Source organism: uncultured Psychrosphaera sp. (genome assembly GCF_947500655.1).
Taxonomy (GTDB): Bacteria; Pseudomonadota; Gammaproteobacteria; order Enterobacterales; family Alteromonadaceae; genus Psychrosphaera.
In genome coordinates, this window is record NZ_CANMSK010000001.1 from 253976 (window position 1) to 270646 (window position 16671).

19 protein-coding genes are annotated in these 16671 nt (G+C 38.5%); 1 reads left to right on the forward strand and 18 read right to left on the reverse strand.

The window, feature by feature from the left end; all coding sequences use genetic code 11:
- Positions 1-16 precede the first annotated feature (16 nt).
- The 15 genes from Q0940_RS01090 to Q0940_RS01160 form a co-directional block, all read right to left on the reverse strand.
- Complete coding sequence (locus Q0940_RS01090; RefSeq protein ID WP_299262883.1) at positions 17-2800, reverse strand: phage tail protein; 2784 nt, start codon at positions 2798-2800, stop codon at positions 17-19.
- The gene (locus Q0940_RS01095; protein ID WP_299262885.1) at positions 2793-3575 is read right to left on the reverse strand and encodes a hypothetical protein; all 783 of its coding nucleotides are present in this window, start codon (positions 3573-3575) and stop codon (positions 2793-2795) included. The genes Q0940_RS01090 and Q0940_RS01095 overlap by 8 nt, the downstream gene beginning before the upstream one ends.
- A 60-nt stretch (positions 3576-3635) precedes the next feature.
- Entirely contained in the window at positions 3636-4295 is a 660-nt protein-coding gene (locus tag Q0940_RS01100; RefSeq protein ID WP_299262887.1) for a DUF6682 family protein, read from the reverse strand.
- The gene (locus tag Q0940_RS01105; RefSeq protein WP_299262888.1) at positions 4295-4864 is read right to left on the reverse strand and encodes a hypothetical protein; all 570 of its coding nucleotides are present in this window, start codon (positions 4862-4864) and stop codon (positions 4295-4297) included. The genes Q0940_RS01100 and Q0940_RS01105 overlap by 1 nt, the downstream gene beginning before the upstream one ends.
- A gap of 5 nt (positions 4865-4869) precedes the next feature.
- Complete coding sequence (locus Q0940_RS01110; RefSeq protein WP_299262889.1) at positions 4870-5340, reverse strand: hypothetical protein; 471 nt, start codon at positions 5338-5340, stop codon at positions 4870-4872.
- Positions 5341-5409: 69 nt separating this feature from the next.
- Complete coding sequence (locus Q0940_RS01115; protein ID WP_299262890.1) at positions 5410-5793, reverse strand: hypothetical protein; 384 nt, start codon at positions 5791-5793, stop codon at positions 5410-5412.
- A gap of 60 nt (positions 5794-5853) precedes the next feature.
- Positions 5854-7062: a N4-gp56 family major capsid protein gene (locus tag Q0940_RS01120; RefSeq protein WP_299262891.1), complete on the reverse strand. Its 1209-nt coding sequence runs from the start codon at positions 7060-7062 to the stop codon at positions 5854-5856.
- A 12-nt stretch (positions 7063-7074) separates the two neighbouring features.
- On the reverse strand, positions 7075-8142 hold the full coding sequence (locus Q0940_RS01125) for a hypothetical protein (protein ID WP_299262892.1): 1068 nt from the start codon (positions 8140-8142) through the stop codon (positions 7075-7077).
- Positions 8143-8308: 166 nt separating this feature from the next.
- Positions 8309-9022, reverse strand: a complete 714-nt coding sequence (locus Q0940_RS01130; protein ID WP_299262893.1) for a hypothetical protein — start codon at positions 9020-9022, stop codon at positions 8309-8311.
- Between the two features lie 2 nt (positions 9023-9024).
- Positions 9025-11121, reverse strand: a complete 2097-nt coding sequence (locus Q0940_RS01135) for a hypothetical protein (protein WP_299262895.1) — start codon at positions 11119-11121, stop codon at positions 9025-9027.
- 5 nt (positions 11122-11126) lie between these two features.
- On the reverse strand, positions 11127-12866 hold the full coding sequence (locus tag Q0940_RS01140; protein ID WP_299262897.1) for a terminase: 1740 nt from the start codon (positions 12864-12866) through the stop codon (positions 11127-11129).
- Positions 12866-13603 (reverse strand): hypothetical protein, encoded by a 738-nt coding sequence (locus tag Q0940_RS01145; RefSeq protein WP_299262899.1) that lies wholly within the window; start codon positions 13601-13603, stop codon positions 12866-12868. Before Q0940_RS01145 ends, Q0940_RS01140 begins: the two co-directional genes overlap by 1 nt.
- Before the next feature lie 14 nt (positions 13604-13617).
- The gene (locus Q0940_RS01150) at positions 13618-13860 is read right to left on the reverse strand and encodes a hypothetical protein (protein ID WP_299262901.1); all 243 of its coding nucleotides are present in this window, start codon (positions 13858-13860) and stop codon (positions 13618-13620) included.
- Complete coding sequence (locus tag Q0940_RS01155) at positions 13857-14360, reverse strand: hypothetical protein (protein WP_299262903.1); 504 nt, start codon at positions 14358-14360, stop codon at positions 13857-13859. Before Q0940_RS01155 ends, Q0940_RS01150 begins: the two co-directional genes overlap by 4 nt.
- Positions 14357-14842, reverse strand: a complete 486-nt coding sequence (locus Q0940_RS01160; RefSeq protein ID WP_299262905.1) for a hypothetical protein — start codon at positions 14840-14842, stop codon at positions 14357-14359. The genes Q0940_RS01155 and Q0940_RS01160 overlap by 4 nt, the downstream gene beginning before the upstream one ends.
- A 394-nt stretch (positions 14843-15236) precedes the next feature.
- On the opposite strand from Q0940_RS01160, the gene Q0940_RS01165 reads away from it, so the two are divergent.
- Complete coding sequence (locus Q0940_RS01165) at positions 15237-15476, forward strand: GntR family transcriptional regulator (protein ID WP_299262907.1); 240 nt, start codon at positions 15237-15239, stop codon at positions 15474-15476.
- 33 nt (positions 15477-15509) lie between these two features.
- On the opposite strand, the gene Q0940_RS01170 is transcribed toward Q0940_RS01165, so the two are convergent.
- The 3 genes from Q0940_RS01170 to gvpU are packed head-to-tail and all read right to left on the reverse strand — an operon-like array spanning position 15510 to position 16536.
- Entirely contained in the window at positions 15510-15800 is a 291-nt protein-coding gene (locus Q0940_RS01170) for a hypothetical protein (protein ID WP_299262909.1), read from the reverse strand.
- 50 nt (positions 15801-15850) lie between these two features.
- On the reverse strand, positions 15851-16102 hold the full coding sequence (locus tag Q0940_RS01175; RefSeq protein WP_299262911.1) for a helix-turn-helix transcriptional regulator: 252 nt from the start codon (positions 16100-16102) through the stop codon (positions 15851-15853).
- 32 nt (positions 16103-16134) lie between these two features.
- On the reverse strand, positions 16135-16536 hold the full coding sequence (gene gvpU, locus Q0940_RS01180) for a gas vesicle accessory protein GvpU (protein WP_299262912.1): 402 nt from the start codon (positions 16534-16536) through the stop codon (positions 16135-16137).
- Positions 16537-16671 lie beyond the last annotated feature (135 nt).

The following is a 16671-nucleotide window of genomic DNA, read 5'->3' on the forward strand; positions in this document are numbered from 1 at the left end:
TTGCTTAAGTGAGAGATTATTTTGATTGCTTATACAATAGATAAAGAGCCAGTCCTTTCATTGCCTCTGCTCCGTGGAAACCGTAGTACTGTCCTTCATTGTCATTAGGTGATGCCCAAGAGCTCCACGTACCATTCATCGGATGGTCTACTTTATGACTAATAACTTCATAGTTATCTTCCATTTCAGCAATGCAAGCGCCCATAAATTCTTCTAGACCATCTAACTGGCAACCGGCTAATCCGGCTAAGCTACAACCTGATAACCAAAGGCCACACATTGCAGCGTTAAAATCATCTTCTACTGGTATGCTTGGAGAATCAGAAGGAAACTCCGAGGGAGTGATACCATTTCCATCTATAGCAAACTGAATTAACCACTTTATCCAGTTTTCGCAGTAAATAACTAACTTTTCAGGAGGTTCACGCCCTCGTTCAACCAGCTCTTGCCATGCGCGACATGCCCAAGAAAATGCTCGAGGTTGATACCCCGACCATGCATGACCGTCACCCCAATGATACATAGTAAATGTATCAGCTGGTCCATACTCAAGGTTATCCCAACGATCCCAAATATAAGCAGAAGCACCAGGTCCTAAAACACCAAACAAGTCATAGTGATATTGTTGCGAGTCATATAGAAAATCGACTACATTATTTAGTTTTACATCGTCATTATCAGAGAAGCCTAAACAATACATAGTAGGTGATTGATAACCGGGATATGGTAAACCGTGCCATGCCCCAAATTGCTCGGAGTCTGATTCATAGATGTTTGAAAACGGTATTAGACCAGGAGTGTATGCGAGTGAATCATTCCTGTAATCTAGCATCGTACAATCACCAATTACAGCCGTATACCCGAGTTCATCAGGTGATGATATTGTGATACTAAATTTGCTTGTATAACCATCGGCTTCAGTAAATAACGGAGGTATTTCATTTACACAATATAATGTGAATGTTTTGTTTAAATCGCTGGAATTTTCAAGAACTACAGTTAGACTTTCTAATGTGGTAAATAAAGGTGCTAAAGGTTCAACTTCGTCATCCTCATGATTCGGCTGATAACCATTAAGTATCATATCCTCAGGGTATAAATCTATTGTTGTCCATACACCACGAGTATTAGGTAGAAGCCAATACCATCGCCATAAGTTATCATCTTCAACACGTAAATCGAACTCAGTATCTGACTTGTAAGTTATAGATTTAATAGGTGCCAAACTGTTTTCAAGCAACCAAAAACCAATAATAAAACCGCCATCATCATCAGGGAATGACGCTGTTACTACGTTAGAATCACGGGCTGTGATATTTACTCCCTGTATATCTGTTTCAAAACTATCTTGGTAAGTACACGTACCATAGTCTGTTACGCCAGATCCTTTTGCTACAATATAGTCTTCACCTTCATCAGTTTTTCTTCGTGAGAACTTAGATAAAGGGATTCGGTAATCTACAGGTAAAGCACTGGTCGACTCAGGGACATTTACTACATACGAATCTTCTACCGTACTGCCTGGTCTTGTAATATCCATTTCAATATCGGCTTTTAAAGAAGTACCTGTTGAGGTCACACCTCCCCAAACGACCTGACACAATGAGTCTTTGGTTATTCTAAACTTTATGGCTTTTTGCTCTAGAGTTACATCTTCACCACCAGCTAAAGTAGCTAGTATATATCCGTCTTCATCCCTACTAAATTCTGGCTCAGTAGATGGGTAGGTATAATCGTAAGATATGCCATCAGTAAAAGGAGTTCGTGCAGCGGCATCTTTTCTAAAAAATCTGTCTGTTGAATCAATTAACGTATATTCATGAGCTGTATATAAAACACATTGCAGGGCATCATAATACTTTTGCTCGCCGGTCACTTTATGCATTAAATAACATGCATCTAGAAACCAAACTTCACCATCAGCTGCATTACCTAAAAAACCGTTATTTGCACTAACTGGCACATGTAATGGTCTGTTATGCATACATTCATTACGACCTATTAAATACCCGCCATGCTCTACCGGATTTCTAGTAGCATAATTAAATTTTAAAGTACCTGTTACTATATCTTTTAACTGTACTGTGCCTACTTCTTCAAGAGTATGGCCTTCAGATAGTACATTACCATCCCAATTAACTTTTTTACCTTCCCAGGTTATGATCCAATCTACATCATACTGAATTCCATCTTCGTCCCAATTAGTTGAGCCATCAGGGTTTTCTTGTTTTACAGATGCTTTTATAGAATCAAACGAAAGAACACCTATGAAAGCAAACTTGCCTATATCCATGTACTCACCCCAATGTGGAGCGCCATGAGGAATTAAAGTTAACCCATCAATAAAATCAAATTCTATACCTTTAAAACCGCCATGTGTTGGAGCTGTTTCATTCAATGGGTAGTTTGCTAACACGGGTTCTTTACCGTTTATGATCCAATTACAGACCCATCGTTGTGTTGTTTCAGGGATAGGTTGGCCGTTATACCAGTAAGCTACGTACGCATCCCAATACTTTTTTGCGCTCTCTAAATGTTGAGGATCTTTTGTTGCCATATAACAATAAATATATGACAAAATTAAAACAGATTGGCCTTCAGTTGTTGCATCTGCATTAGGCTTCCCCTCCATCTGAGTTTTTTGTAAGAAGTGCCTATTATTATTTAAAACACCATCCGGATTAATAGCAAAAAACTCGACTTGAGCATCATTAGTTAAACCGGTGTTTCTTTTTAAGAATCTATCGTGACCTTCAATTATCGAAAGTACATTTTGATTAACTAAGCCTAAATCAAGCACTGAGCCACCCCGACTTAAAAGAACCGTATGGATTTGGATCACCTCCAACCCATAGTAAAACGATTATGTCTTCAGTATTTGCTTTGTATGATAAAACAGGAGGCCTACCATTAGCCCACTTTACACCGTCAGGCCAAACAACCAGGTTAGCACCTGTCACTTGCTTTAACATTATTGTTGCCTGAACTGATTCTGTCTCTGAACTAGGTGTGTTAGTGAAAGCAATTGATGTTAAAGGCACATTCAAATCAACTTTAAAAAACATACCTGATAAAATATCTATCGTGGTCAACTCATCATCTGAGTCAACAAACTCGGTAAACACAGTTCCATTATGGAATTTACCAAATCTCGACTCTAGTTCATTCAATGTTAAAGCTTCTCTGGTCTCACCGCGGCTATCAGTAAACACTTCTGATACTTCTGTCGATGAAAACCAATTCTGCAGTTCATCTAAAAACAATTGTTTTTGGTTGAACTGCTTAACAATTTGACCGGCTAATCTAGTATTAATTGTTCCAGATACACTTCGAATTATCGCATATTTAGTATTTTCAATTGAATCACCATCATACAAGTCATGTAACACAATTTTTTCACCAGTAGGTATATCTGAAACTTCATAGAAGGACTTACCATCTAGCGTGAATAAATCACCATTTCCAATTGCTAAAACTTCATTTAACCAATCAGTGTTTACGCCAACAACTTCATTACTGCCACTAGTTACATTAACAGCCCCAAGTCGATACCATACCCCAGCTCTTTTTGACATATTACATACCTACCTTGAACTCGGTCATTCCTGCTTTAATTCGATACATCATAAATAAGCCTAATCTTTAGTTATTCCGGCCATTGCACCATCAGCTTGAGACTTTTCACCAAGTTCACTTCTGAATGCAGTAAAGTGCATTGAACTTTTATTGGGATCAGCTGCATACTCAGCATCTTTGGCATAACAACGATAAAGCATGAATTCATAAATAGCGTTCTTGTACGCATCATCTACAACAATTGTTGAAGGTGTCTCGGCACTATCATTTTCAGCTAGCGTGATAATGTCAGGCGATTTTGAGTAAACCAGCGAAATCAAAGTGTCTTCTGCAACGCCAGGGTGAAGGTAAAATGTTTTAGGGTTACGTTCATCATAAATGTAAACCTCTGCAACTGTTGAGGTGTTGAATGAATGCCAATTAGGAATATTATCGTCTAATATTTCTCTGTCGAACGGGCCTTTAATAGGCTTCCCCATTTCATTTTTTGGCACATCAATTAACCTTAAACCGTCAACGGGGATAATTTGCTTTGTTCCTGCTACACATTTGAAATCGTCAATGTCGACGGTGAACGCATCAGGTCTGCGTATCACAATTGCTTTTTGAGCATCATTTAAATGATCAAGCAATTCTTGCTTTGGCCACTTTATGTAGCCAGGGTCGTTTAGGGAATTATTAACAGCGACCAGTAAACTATTTGAAGTAGTAGAAGGCATTAGAAGAAGACTCTAGTAGATTTTGAATTAATATGGCGATTAGATATCGCCTGCTGAACAGCTTGATAAGCTTCTCTATAACCTTCAGTAAACTCTCGATCATAATCTTGGCTTTTGGCCATATCAGAATAAGTTGTATTAGGTAATGCTCGTAATGAGGAAGCGGCACCAGCTGCCATTTGTTCAGGCCATTTATTTATTATTTGAGTGGAAATAGTAAAATCATTTGGCATTGAAATAATCGGCACAATTGAACAGCAGACGATTACAGTGTCATAGCTATCCGAAAGTGTGATGACGTTTTCCAATGTAATTGAATAATCATCACCCTCTTTCAATTCCGTTCCGCTTGGGTCATCTATATAGCAAACTTTAGATACATAGAACCCTTCAGGGGCTGTAAGCTCTATAACTCCATCTACCTTCGTTAACTCTTTAAGCTCAGTAACGTAGCTAGATTCAGTACAAAACTTACGATATGCTTTCTTAAGGTGCTCTAAAGCCATAAACTCAAGTACACCAGTACATTTTTGCTGTACTAACGGAATTAATTCGTTCAATTGTGCCAATTTAATTACTCCTGGTCTGCATCAGGAACAGTTAACTCTGGCTTACCATATTTAACGTACATTGCATCACGAACAGCTACTTTGTACTCAGCAACAGGCTTAGGTTGAGCTTCAACTGTTAACTCTTCAGACTCTGCTAGCGTTTGTACTTGAGCGCCATTGTATTTTGCTAAATCGATAATTTCTTCATTAGCGCCATAAATAACCAAAGAGTTTTCTAATTCTTCTTGAGCCTTTTTAGCTGCAGCTAGTTTTTCAGCTTCAATTCGCTCATCTTCAATTCGTTGTTGCTGCTCTAAAGCATCTTCTTCTTGCCCAACTTCAACCCAAACTCTAGGGTATTGCAAAAGACGAAGCGCAACATTCGCATCAACATCAACTGGAACGTTAGGTTTAAATAACAATCGTGAGCCAGTGATAGTGTCTTTCTTTAGGCTTTTCTTACCGACATAAACAATTTTTGTTTTATCTGACATCGTATTTCTCCAATAAAAAAGCCCCAAACAAATGGGGCTTTAATTAGGTTTAAAGTAAAGGTTTAGTAATTAGTAACCAACAAATCGATATTCGATGTGAACAGTCACCTCACCCGTAGCCGCGCCAGTACCTGAGTTAGTTAGTACAATGTCAGACGGGCCTTCATCACCAACGTAAATTGGTTTTAAAGGAACGGTTTTAGACGTTGCAGAAGTAGAAGTTGTAGACGCTACTAATGCCGTTACATTAGAATCTCGGTCTACTAAATCTAATTTGTATGCTGTATCTACACCAAGCGCGGCACCAATTACCGTAACAGAAGTGATTTCCGTACCTAATGGCAGATCTTCAGCAATAACTTTGGTTCCACTTACAGCTAAAGCAGAAAGCGCAACAGTAACAATGTGCTTAGATAAATTACCTTGAGCACCTTTATAAAATGGAGTTTTCATATTCATTTTTCCAAATAAAAAATAACGGGCAGCAATGCCACCCATTGATTGTGAAGAAGATTAAAGCGTTATAGCAGTATCAACTACCATTGTGCCGTAATCGTTTACGCGACCTGAACGATCTTGGAAACGAACTTTCTTCAAGCCATTCATCCATCCAATTGAAGTCTCACGGCCATTTTCATGGTCGGTTTTTTCAGTGTGCATAGAGAAGTGAGTACCTGAAGACGCTTTACCATAAGCATTCGCTAACGCTTGACCACCAAGTAAAATGGCGCGATCTATATTGGTACCAGCTGTTTTATCAGAAGTAGCGCCCGTTTTATTGTTACCAGCAACGGCAACAGTATCACCCGTATAGAAACGAATAGGCTTGTTGTACTTACGTACAAGAATGTTACGCCACATGATCACATCACCTTTAAATACTCGGTGATTAAATCCTTGACCACGTTTCGAAGCTTGAGCTTGTAACTCTAGAACTTTACGATCAGTCATAGAAGACCATAAATCTTCCCACTGACGAGGTGTGACGAATAACACATAAAATGGTGATTCATTCGCCATTTGGTCAGCTTCAAACTGAATGTGTTTCATTGGGTTAGCTTGCTCTTCCAATATCAACGCAATGTTTTCAATTACATCTAACGACATAACATCTGCACTGTCGATACCTTCAAACGTTGTTGCATCACCACCAAATACATGACGGTCATAAGTAGCGGCTTGAAGTGGATTCACCACAATTTCATTGAACTCTGCATCATCTGACGCTGGAACAATAATGCCATCAGCTTCATACGAACCACGCGCACCAGCTAACTGATACATAGCAATTTCATCTTGCAAGTCATTGAAGTAATTGCCTAACAATGTTTTGGCAACACTCAATAAGTTGTGAGCTGTACGTTTTTGCGACATTTTACCGCCAGAGTCGACTACATGACGACCTTGGTCGATTTTCAATTCAAACGCTGTTTTAGAAAGTGACTCACCACGGCCAGCCAGTTTTTTATCGCCCATAGTCGGACGTTGAACTAGATTGTGGAATAAATCCATTTCAACAGCATCACCGGCTTCTGATTCCAAGTCGTTGATCATAACGATTGGAGCGCCTTTTTCAGTTTGATTTTTACCGTTGTTTTTGTCTTTTGGTACTGCTTTTGGTGCGGCACCTGTCATCATATTTACAAATGAATTTTGACGACGAGTATGGCTAAATAACGCTGCGCCAAATGCCTTGGCAGCTTGTGATTTTGAAATTGTCATAACTTTTATTCTCTAAAGAAAATCCGAGACGTCAGCCAAAGCAGCTTCAATATCAGCATCAGACATATTCTCCATAGTCGCGGTCATTTCTGCCGCAGACTTATCAAGGAGTTGATCTGTTTTACTTAATTCTGAAGTTGGTCGACCTAAATCAGTCGGAGAGTTGGGGATGGGCGTTGCTGGTTGTTCCGGTTCTTCAACTTCTGGCGTTTCAGTTTGTTCAACTTCATCACCAAAAGCAGCTTTAACACGGCGTTCCACTTCAGCAAATCGCTCGCTAATTGGTTTATCTTTAAACGATGTATCATCAGCTAAACGGTCATCAACTTGTTGGGCGAATTCCCAACGGTCTGTATCGTTATTCATCCAATCTTTTAGATGTGCCGTTTCATTTAATGCAATATGCAGAGGGTCTTGACCTTCTGTAGATTGCTTATTATCAACAGGCGCTTGTTCTTGGGTATTTTCGTTTTGGTTTAATACCTTTGAACCTAAAAATTGAATGAGCTCACCTAATTGAGGATTATCTTCGGCTAATTGAGCCATTGCTTCAGGGTCTTGAAGTAATTGCTCTGGCGTTTTCTTTGGATCCAAGCCAGATTCTTTAAGCTGAGTAGTGAACATTTCATTCAACTGCTTTTGTTCGGACAATTGTTTCTCGTAATCATTGCTTCGGCTTTCAGCTTGAAGCCTTGCTTCAGCTTCTAACTTTGCTTTATCACGAGCGCCTTGCAAAACATCATAGGGTAATTTGTGCTTACCGTTTTTCGATGCCAGTTCAGCATTTTCGCTATTAACTTCAACGTACAATTTTCCATCTTGCTCTAAGACATTTGTTTTCAACTCTTTATCTTCAGTTGGTGACGGTTCCGGTTTAACTTCTTCAGTTAGTTTTACGTCTTTTACTTCAGTTGGAGTGTCAACTTTTTCCAAATCAGTATCTTCTACTGATAAAATTTCAGCTTCGCTTGAATCGCTATCATCATTGCCAAATAGCATTTCATCACTTACTTCCATTTCATTTAATGCAGCTTCTATCGCTGCCTCATCGCCACTTTCTAAAGCGTCATCTAAATCCACGGTGTTTCCTCATCGACCAGTTATCGTATGGTTACGAAATATTTGTTTGTATTTAGGCTTGTCGCTGCCAATGCGAATTTGTGCTAGGCACAAAAAAACCGCCTATGCAGAACACAAGCGGTTTTTTTATAACTAACAAAGGGGCTAAACAGCCCCTTTTAGGCGTTTATCTATTAAGGGTTTCCTTGACTAGACCATAAATAATATAGTCTTGGGCTTGTTGCTCTGGTTCCATGATTTCAAAGTCAATTATATTAGGATGTGTAAGTTTATTAGCATCAAGTTCGGCTCCATACTTCCAGCCGTTTAACTTCATTCTCATAGACCACGCATCATGTGGAGCGCTAACTTTTGCATCAGGGTAAAGCATGTACTGAGCTATACGGCCTATGTAATGCTGCTGCTCTTTATTGTCCAATTCAGCCCATGCTTTTAACTCATGACCAAATGGTTTGGCGTACTGCTGAAGAACTCCATGACATACCTCCGCCAATGAAGTTATTTGATCAACGCCCGTTGTAGGTATGTAAATCTCATTATCTTCATCACCTAAGTTTTCATAAGTGATTTCAGAATAACCCGCTTCAAATACTTCTTTAGGGCTTATAGATACATAATCATTGTCATACAGCACTACATAGTCACCACAACTAGGATCATGCCTAGCTATCATTTCAGCTTTGGCAATATATGGAATATCTACATCGTCACCTGGTAACCCAATAACGATATTAAGATCACCATTTTCATTCTTGGAACCAATTAATTTAATAACTGCAGCATGAACAACTTTATGGCATTGAAACTGAGCCATAACTTCTGAAATATTTACGGTACCACTCTCGTCTTGACCGGATGCTAGTTCATTAATCTTTTTCATTATTAATCTACCTGTATAGCTTCTAGCTGACTTTGAATGTTATTAGCCAACTCTTGTTTTAAATTGGATGCTTGCTGAGCGTTATGAGCAATACGCTGATTTATTTCATTTGTTTCAGCATAAAGCTTGTCGTCTTTTGCAGCTTCAGTTTTAGACTTTTCGACAATTTCACCAATGCTCGCTTCTAGTTTTTTATTCTCTAAAACAAGCTTATTGATCTTCTCTTTAACTTCTTCAAATTGAAGTTGTTCCAGTTCAGCTTGCTTTTGCTGTTGTTGCTCAGCTGCTTGACGTTCATTTTCATCCATGTCTTCAACAGGCTTAACTACATTTAATGCTTGTTTGATTGTGTCCAAAAACTCTTCTTTATTAGGGAGATCCATCAACTCAACTAACATAGGGATCACCGCTGCTTGCGCTTGCTCTGGTAATTTGGCCATGGTTTGAGTCAGTAGATTAGCTTGTTGTTGTCTCCAAGTTGCAGTGGATTGCATCGGAACTAATGCAATATGGCCTCTCCACCTGGTAACATCGTTATTACGTTTCCCGTCTTCAGTAACCTCATTTAAACGAATGGTTTTGCGCTTGGCTTTGTCTCGTTTATTAATAGTGATATCAACGTTCGTTTGATCTGCCATATCTTCGATAATATAAGCTAATAACAACTCAGCTACTTTAGTACGGGAATAATGAAAGTTATCGTTGATTTCAGCTAACGTTGTTGTGCCTTGCTCTACTAAGTTTGCTATGGCCACACCAGATGTTGCATTAGAGTCCTGGCCTAACATTGAGTTATAAACGCCAGCGGTATCCTGGATTAACTGCATATCATTTTGCATAAGTTGGAATTGCTGACCAGCTATGCCGATATCATTTTGTATGGTGATCACTTCACTGATTGAATTTTTGTTTTTTCTTTCAGGGTTTAATTCAATATAACCATCAGGTTTTTCAACCTCTTCTCTCAAGTTTTTACTGCTCATATTAGTTGCATCAGAGTCAGCAATAATTCGCCTGGCTTGTAATAAAAAAGTCAGTCTAATAACACGAGCATTAATACCATCTTGAGCTGGTATCATGCGTGAAATTAAACCATAAGGCTCACCACTGGTATCTTTTTGGTAACCGACAAATCCAACTAGTGAATCTCGACCATCAGGTGCTTCATGTGGTCTATCAACAATTCTATGAGGACCAACAAACCAAGCTTCACGCACTTTAGGAATGGCGGCATATTGTAATTTAACTTTACCGGCTTGAACCGCTGCAACATGAACAGGGTTCTTTTTATCGTATTCAATAACGCGATTACCCGACAACTTCATTACATGAATGTGGGTGATCTTACGATAATAAACAACTTGCAATAACACACGTTTACGCTCTGTATCGAGCCACTCAGTTTGATTTTTACTCCATGAGTCATAATCGTGCCAAGCAGCTTTTAATGACTCAGGTTCGTTTTCCCACTGTTCAGTATTATAAAAATCTTCCCAGTGATTTGCAGTTTGTTTAATGATCTCTTTGTGTTGAGGGAATGTAGCAGTCGCTTCATCAATATCAATCCATCGTTTGTGTAACTTCCAGCGCCCATCTGACTTATCAATCTCCTCAGCATACCAATCCCAATAAACATTACGTCTATGAACAAACTTAACGCGATATGGCACTTGCATTGGGTGTGGGTTTCTAGTTACTTCAACCCAACCTAGACCAGCTTTTAATTGTGAAGCATAAGCATCACTACACGCTCTATCAGCATTCGATAAACGCCAAAAGTCTTTAAACTTTTCATTAATAGCCGGTGCTAAATCTTCTCCATCAATATCATCAGCCGAAACCATCATATCTGAACGAGTTCTGGCCTCCATACCAAGAACACCATCAATAGTGGGGCCAATTAGATTATGAACTATGTTTGGCTGTCCACGTTCTCTTAATACACTGGTGATAGCTTCACTTAATTGATCACCATCATAATACTGACACGCCTTAGTTGCAGCTGAACGCCAATTAGGTTGGTTCTCAACTTCTCCCATTAATGCGCTTAATTCAGTAAGCGTAAAACCATCAGCGTTGTTTTTAACGTAATCAACCATAATATTTAACGAGCCATCCAGTGATTATTGTTAGGTTCCGAAGGTATATATTCTTTCTTAATTGTTCTTGGCATTCTTGCTCTCATTTCTTGAGCTATTAAATAACTCATAACTTGGTCATCAAAAGCACCTGACTGAGCGCCCATACGACCTTTCTTGTCATAAACGAATGTATTCATTTCAGATAATGTTCCAAGCCATCTAATGCCATCAGCATCATTTGCTAATAGGTCATCAAAGCCCGCAACTAAAATTGGTTTAGACTGTGCTGAAGTGTGCCAACCAACCTTTGCGGTTTCTTCGTCGGTTTCTTCTCGGTCAATGTGTTCTTCGTTATAAATTCGACTTGTTGGATATATATCCACCAGCTCTTGCAATGTTGCATGACCATGGTTGTTACGTTCAACACCAACGAATGCGGTGTTATACATTCTTCCAGCATGAGCTATTAAACGAGCGAACAATTTAGGCGATAAGTGACCGAACCATTTTGCAACTTGTCTACCATCGGACTTGGCGATAATGTCGAAAGAGCTTCTATCGCCATGTTCTAAACCTTCAGCAACATCAGCACCGATTGCATAGTCTTCGTCTTCGTCCGGTAACTCCCAAACGAGCAAATAACCTAATGCGGTATTATTTAACTTATCAGTTGCTTTGGTTTTCAAGTCGACACGACTATTAACGTTTTTGCGTTTGCCGGTTGTTGGGTCCATTTCATAAACGATTAATGGTTTAGAGCAACGTGATTCAGCTCTCATTAGGTCTTCTGAGTTGAATACCTTACGACCAGAGGTTAAGAACGCTTCCATTGGAGTTGATGGAAATTCTTGTTTCATCTTCCCTTTTTGTGAACGTTCTTTGTTTACGTACCAGTTCTTTTGCTTATCTGACAGCGTGACAGACATAGCCAATTCAACAGCTTCAAAGTAAGCATCTTGCGATTTGGTTAAACGCAAACCGTTAGATGGTAAATCTAGCGTATATTTAGGATCGTCAAACCAAGGGAAAAAATGAAACTTGTAATCAATATGGGATAAATCTAAACCTGAGTTCTTCAAATCCATGGCTTCAACAGACATTTCAAAGAAATTCCCCGTCGCGCCTTCCGCTGTGGATTCAATAAATATCAATGAACCTTCATGAACCGCATTAAGTGAGCCTGATTGGACTTCGTCAGCCCTTAACGGGTATTGGGCGCATACTTTTCCGTATTCTGAAACATGAAGCACTTGAAGCGTTCCTGAGCGAAATGAAACGGCAACTTGAACACTACTATCATTGTGAAAGTAAATAGACGAACCAGTTTTACTCTTTAACGCCCTTTTACCTGACTTCAACCAACCAGGTAAACGCTCATAAGGATAAAGTATCTTTGAAGTAAATATATTGCCTGCTTCAGTCAAGCCTTGAGCAATAACCCCACATTTACGGTCTTTGTTAAACAACGCATGATCAAGAATAAATATCTGAATTGCGGTACTAAAACCTAACTGTCTAGCTTTTAGTATTATGTTTAGGTACCACATAACTACAAACAGCATTGTTTGAGCCATACGACAGCGGAATAGAACCTCGTTACCGTATTCATCAGCAATGATGTACAAATTATTTAATCGCCACCACCAACAATCTAAATACGGGTGACAGCGTTTTAATAGCTCTGCATCATCGCTACGTAGTTCCATACGTTCTTCTGGTGTTAACCAGGTATCTTTAGAATACTTAGCTGTTTTAGGCTGCATTATCCAACAACCTTATCTTGACCACTGGTTAGCTCATCAATAAAGTCGTCTAACTTACTAACGCCACCAAGTTCTTTACGGAACTTTTCAACTTGAAGCTCTGTGAGTTCTGTTTGAACTTGATCTTTCTTGGCTCTAATTCTTAATGCTTTTGCTGTCTCAATGCTTTTGTCAGTATCAGCAATAATTTTATCTGTATTAATTAAGTCTAAATGCAACGATGAAATCGTTTTAGTTAATGACTCAATTCTTAATATAATTCTATCTAACGCACTTTGAGCGTGAGTTAACGAGTTATACAGCCTTGCCGCTACTTCAACGGGTGGCTTTTCAGTGTCTAGTTTTTCGTTAATATCATCTATGGTTTTCATAACCATGTGAAGATTGGCCCTAGAAAGAATTAACTCATCTTGCAAATTAGTTGCTTCGGCTAGTTCACCAATTTCATTTGAAAAATACTTACGATATGCGCCATGAGTAACGGCATGTTGATTACCAAACTGCTTTTGACCAGGATTAGTAACAACACCTGTCTTTTCAGCTTTTACCCTTTTAACTTTAGGGTTTGTTTTAACTTTCTCTTTAACTTCAGTAGCTGCTTTAGTAACTTTTATATAACGACGAGCACTAGAGTAATTTAAGCCTTTTGATTCACACCACTCTTTTGCTTTAACAGCTGAGGTTTCATGAGCAATTAAAAACTCTTCTTGTAAGGCTTTCCAATCATGCTTAGACACACATTACCCACGCTTTACCGACTCTCTAAGAGACGGTCTAATTTGGCATTGATTTTATCTAGTTGCTTTTCAACACGCTTTTGGTCTTCCGTCCTTAACGATTGAACATAACTAATTGATTGTTCATTAGCAGCAATACGCTTATCTAAGTCACTGAAGTACCAGAAGCAGCTAACGAATATACCTATTGTTGTAATGATATGAACCAAATTTACTTCTTTCTTCATGTGCCATTGCTCTGCTGATTGTTGGCTCATTGCACTGCCTTCATTATTTTGTTTTTATCGCTACTTGATTTAGTCGTACCGACCCAATAAGCGATAGATGATCCCCAAGCAGTAACTACTTGGCCAAATAACATAAATACGATATTTGCATTTTCTTTGGGAACTGTGATTGTCATCAATCCATATCCACCAATGGCCACCATAACGGTAAGTAGTAAACAAATAACCATCGGCATTGGATGATCTTTGTGACTTAGCCTAGCGTTCTCACGGCCTTTAACTTCAAGTGCAAAAATATCCACTCCGACTCTTTCCATTTCAAGTTTAAATTCATTATCTGAACGCTTTACATCTGCCAATTGCTCTGGTGAAGCGTTAGTAACAAAGTTCTCTAAATCTTTTATGGTGGCATCTTCACCTAACAACTTACCTGATAAGAACCTAACGGCACCGCCAGCTAATGGACCACCGATAGCAGCTGCCAATGTTGGAGCTATCGCAGCTAATGTATTTTTCCAGTTAGAACTCATGCCCACTCCTTTCCTAAACATTCCTCAACACTTTCTAGATAATGCTGAACAGTGCCGCCCCCGGCTTCTGTGTTGTAATATTCTTTCCAGTATTTAGCTCTACCATTCAAATCCTTTGGTATTGATTCTGGTATGCGTTTGTAAGACAAGCGGCAGCAAATTAGAGATAATAATGGGTCATACGCTAAATCTTCTAGTTCTACGCTTTTGATATCGTAGCCAAATACATTTTGAACAATATCAAAGTGTCTCTGCTCACCATTTAATTGAATGTCGTCTAAGCCTATTTGGTCGTGTTGACACAGGCCAACACCCAACTTCTCAGGATGAGAATCAGGAAACATTCCACATTTAGTTTCAACGCATGTTGTTTCAATCATTTGAGAAAGAACTGCATCACTACCACCAAGCGCATCACGAACGCGACGAGCTAATACTTTAACTTCTGGTATTGATGTAACACCGTAATAAAATTTAGACATTTTCTTTCTCGCATAAAAAAGCCCGGACATTTCTGACCGGGCAAACATAACTAACAACATCGGAGTGAATTGAATACGCTAAAACGCAAAAAATCCGCCAGTAAACTGAGCGGATTTATTCAACATGGGAAATATTAGGTTAATTTTGGGAGGTTTGCAAGCGCGCTATTTAATTTAAACAGCTTACTTAGTATTCACGGCATGAATGGAAAAGTAGAAACGTATAAATAACTTTCACTGGTCGAACCAGTTGGTTGGTGTTATTATAGGTTCCTGTCGATAATGACAGGAACCTAATGGACTTAACATTAGGTAAATAAACCAGAGATAGGCCCGAACGTGTAGACAACGCAAGGATAACTTATCTCCTTTAGTAATTAAAGGTAATTCAAAAATGAATAACAAGCACTTTGTAACCATGTTAAATCAATATCCAAAACTCAAGAATTTGGTTATATACATAAAAGGTAATATTAAACTTAATGAAGCTTTACCGGGTCAAGATATTCTCAAGGAAATTATAGGTTATTCAAAGCAACAATTAAGAGAAAGCTTAATCATGCTTCAATGTTTTGGGTATATATCAATCAACCACGGTAAAAAAACAAAGCTAATTAAAGAAATTGATGTTTAATTTTGTGCAAAACAAAGGGCGGTTAACGCCCTTTTAATTAAGTAACTCATATTTAATATTGCAAGTGTGGATGTGTTCAATTGTTTCTTTTCTAACATCAAATTCAGCTGGCATGAATTTAACCAGTGGCACATTATCTAAAATAAAAACTTCAGACTTATCAGTATTAACAATTAACTCACATCTACCAATTAGATCTTCACTACTCCAATCACTTCCAATCAATCCACAAATAGCTTTTTTAATAACATCGTCCTTGTCACTGACAACACGCCTTGCAAATTCGTTTCTCTGTTCACTAATATAATTATGTGTGCGTTCCATAACAAACCCATTTTTAATTGCGATTATTTAATATAAACTTTCACTCTGTTTTAAGTTAAATCAAACTGAAACATAACCTTTTTCTTAGCCTCAGCGATGACATCTTCCATTTTTACACACAAAACATTGCAATAAATTTCTAACTCGCCTACTGATAAAGAACGCTTACCTGATTCAACAAGGCCTATAAAACCATGAGTCTTATCTAGGCATCTGGCTATTTCAAGCATAGGAACACATAACTTCTTGCGCTTATCACGGAGTAAGGTGGTAATGGCTATGTCTAATATGTTTAATTCCATGCTGTCGTTCTTTATTTCAACCAATAGCGATTTTAACTACTTTCCAAAATGCCTAAGTTAAAAGCGTCGACACTCGAAATTTTCGCGCGCCATAACAGACCACCCTCACCTGGAATAAGCTTGTCACCATTCAATATTTTTGCGTTTTTAAGGTTGATAAAACCAATACTATCTTTCCTGTAATTGGGATTCGATTCATAAGCTTTGTTCACCACAGCACTAATAGCATCTGTATACTGAGTGATAACTTTATCACCATTAGCTTTAAGTTTTTCAGATGTTAATTCAAAATACTTAGCTGCATTAATGATTGTTCCTGTAACTATAAGTCCGCTAACGTAAATAGTTACTCCATATTCAACACCAATTTCAGCGATTTGAGCCAGCTTCTCTAAAAAAGGGTCAATTTCTTTACCAACTAAATCATTATTCATTTTACATTCCTTGCGCACTTTTTAGCGCGGTTAAATTGTTAGTGTTCTGTGAAAGCCTTTAAAATAAAAGGCTTCCTTTACGCTTGCGCACGTTTTGCGCATTGCGCAGTTTTTCTAATTTGCGCATTGTTTTGC

Bases quoted from the DNA above. Each gene is read 5' to 3' on its own strand.
- Q0940_RS01140 (WP_299262897.1), bottom strand. From the start codon at position 12,866: ATGCAGCCTAAAACAGCTAAGTATTCTAAAGATACCTGGTTAACACCA.
- Q0940_RS01115 (WP_299262890.1), bottom strand. From the start codon at position 5,793: ATGAAAACTCCATTTTATAAAGGTGCTCAAGGTAATTTATCTAAGCAC.
- Q0940_RS01175 (WP_299262911.1), bottom strand. From the start codon at position 16,102: ATGGAATTAAACATATTAGACATAGCCATTACCACCTTACTCCGTGAT.
- Q0940_RS01135 (WP_299262895.1), bottom strand. From the start codon at position 11,121: ATGGTTGATTACGTTAAAAACAACGCTGATGGTTTTACGCTTACTGAA.
- Q0940_RS01165 (WP_299262907.1), top strand. From the start codon at position 15,237: ATGAATAACAAGCACTTTGTAACCATGTTAAATCAATATCCAAAACTC.
- Q0940_RS01095 (WP_299262885.1), bottom strand. From the start codon at position 3,575: ATGTCAAAAAGAGCTGGGGTATGGTATCGACTTGGGGCTGTTAATGTA.
- Q0940_RS01155 (WP_299262903.1), bottom strand. From the start codon at position 14,360: ATGAGTTCTAACTGGAAAAATACATTAGCTGCGATAGCTCCAACATTG.
- Q0940_RS01130 (WP_299262893.1), bottom strand. From the start codon at position 9,022: ATGAAAAAGATTAATGAACTAGCATCCGGTCAAGACGAGAGTGGTACC.
- Q0940_RS01150 (WP_299262901.1), bottom strand. From the start codon at position 13,860: ATGAGCCAACAATCAGCAGAGCAATGGCACATGAAGAAAGAAGTAAAT.
- Q0940_RS01120 (WP_299262891.1), bottom strand. From the start codon at position 7,062: ATGACAATTTCAAAATCACAAGCTGCCAAGGCATTTGGCGCAGCGTTA.
- Q0940_RS01100 (WP_299262887.1), bottom strand. From the start codon at position 4,295: ATGCCTTCTACTACTTCAAATAGTTTACTGGTCGCTGTTAATAATTCC.
- Q0940_RS01160 (WP_299262905.1), bottom strand. From the start codon at position 14,842: ATGTCTAAATTTTATTACGGTGTTACATCAATACCAGAAGTTAAAGTA.
- gvpU (WP_299262912.1), bottom strand. From the start codon at position 16,536: ATGAATAATGATTTAGTTGGTAAAGAAATTGACCCTTTTTTAGAGAAG.
- Q0940_RS01170 (WP_299262909.1), bottom strand. From the start codon at position 15,800: ATGGAACGCACACATAATTATATTAGTGAACAGAGAAACGAATTTGCA.
- Q0940_RS01110 (WP_299262889.1), bottom strand. From the start codon at position 5,340: ATGTCAGATAAAACAAAAATTGTTTATGTCGGTAAGAAAAGCCTAAAG.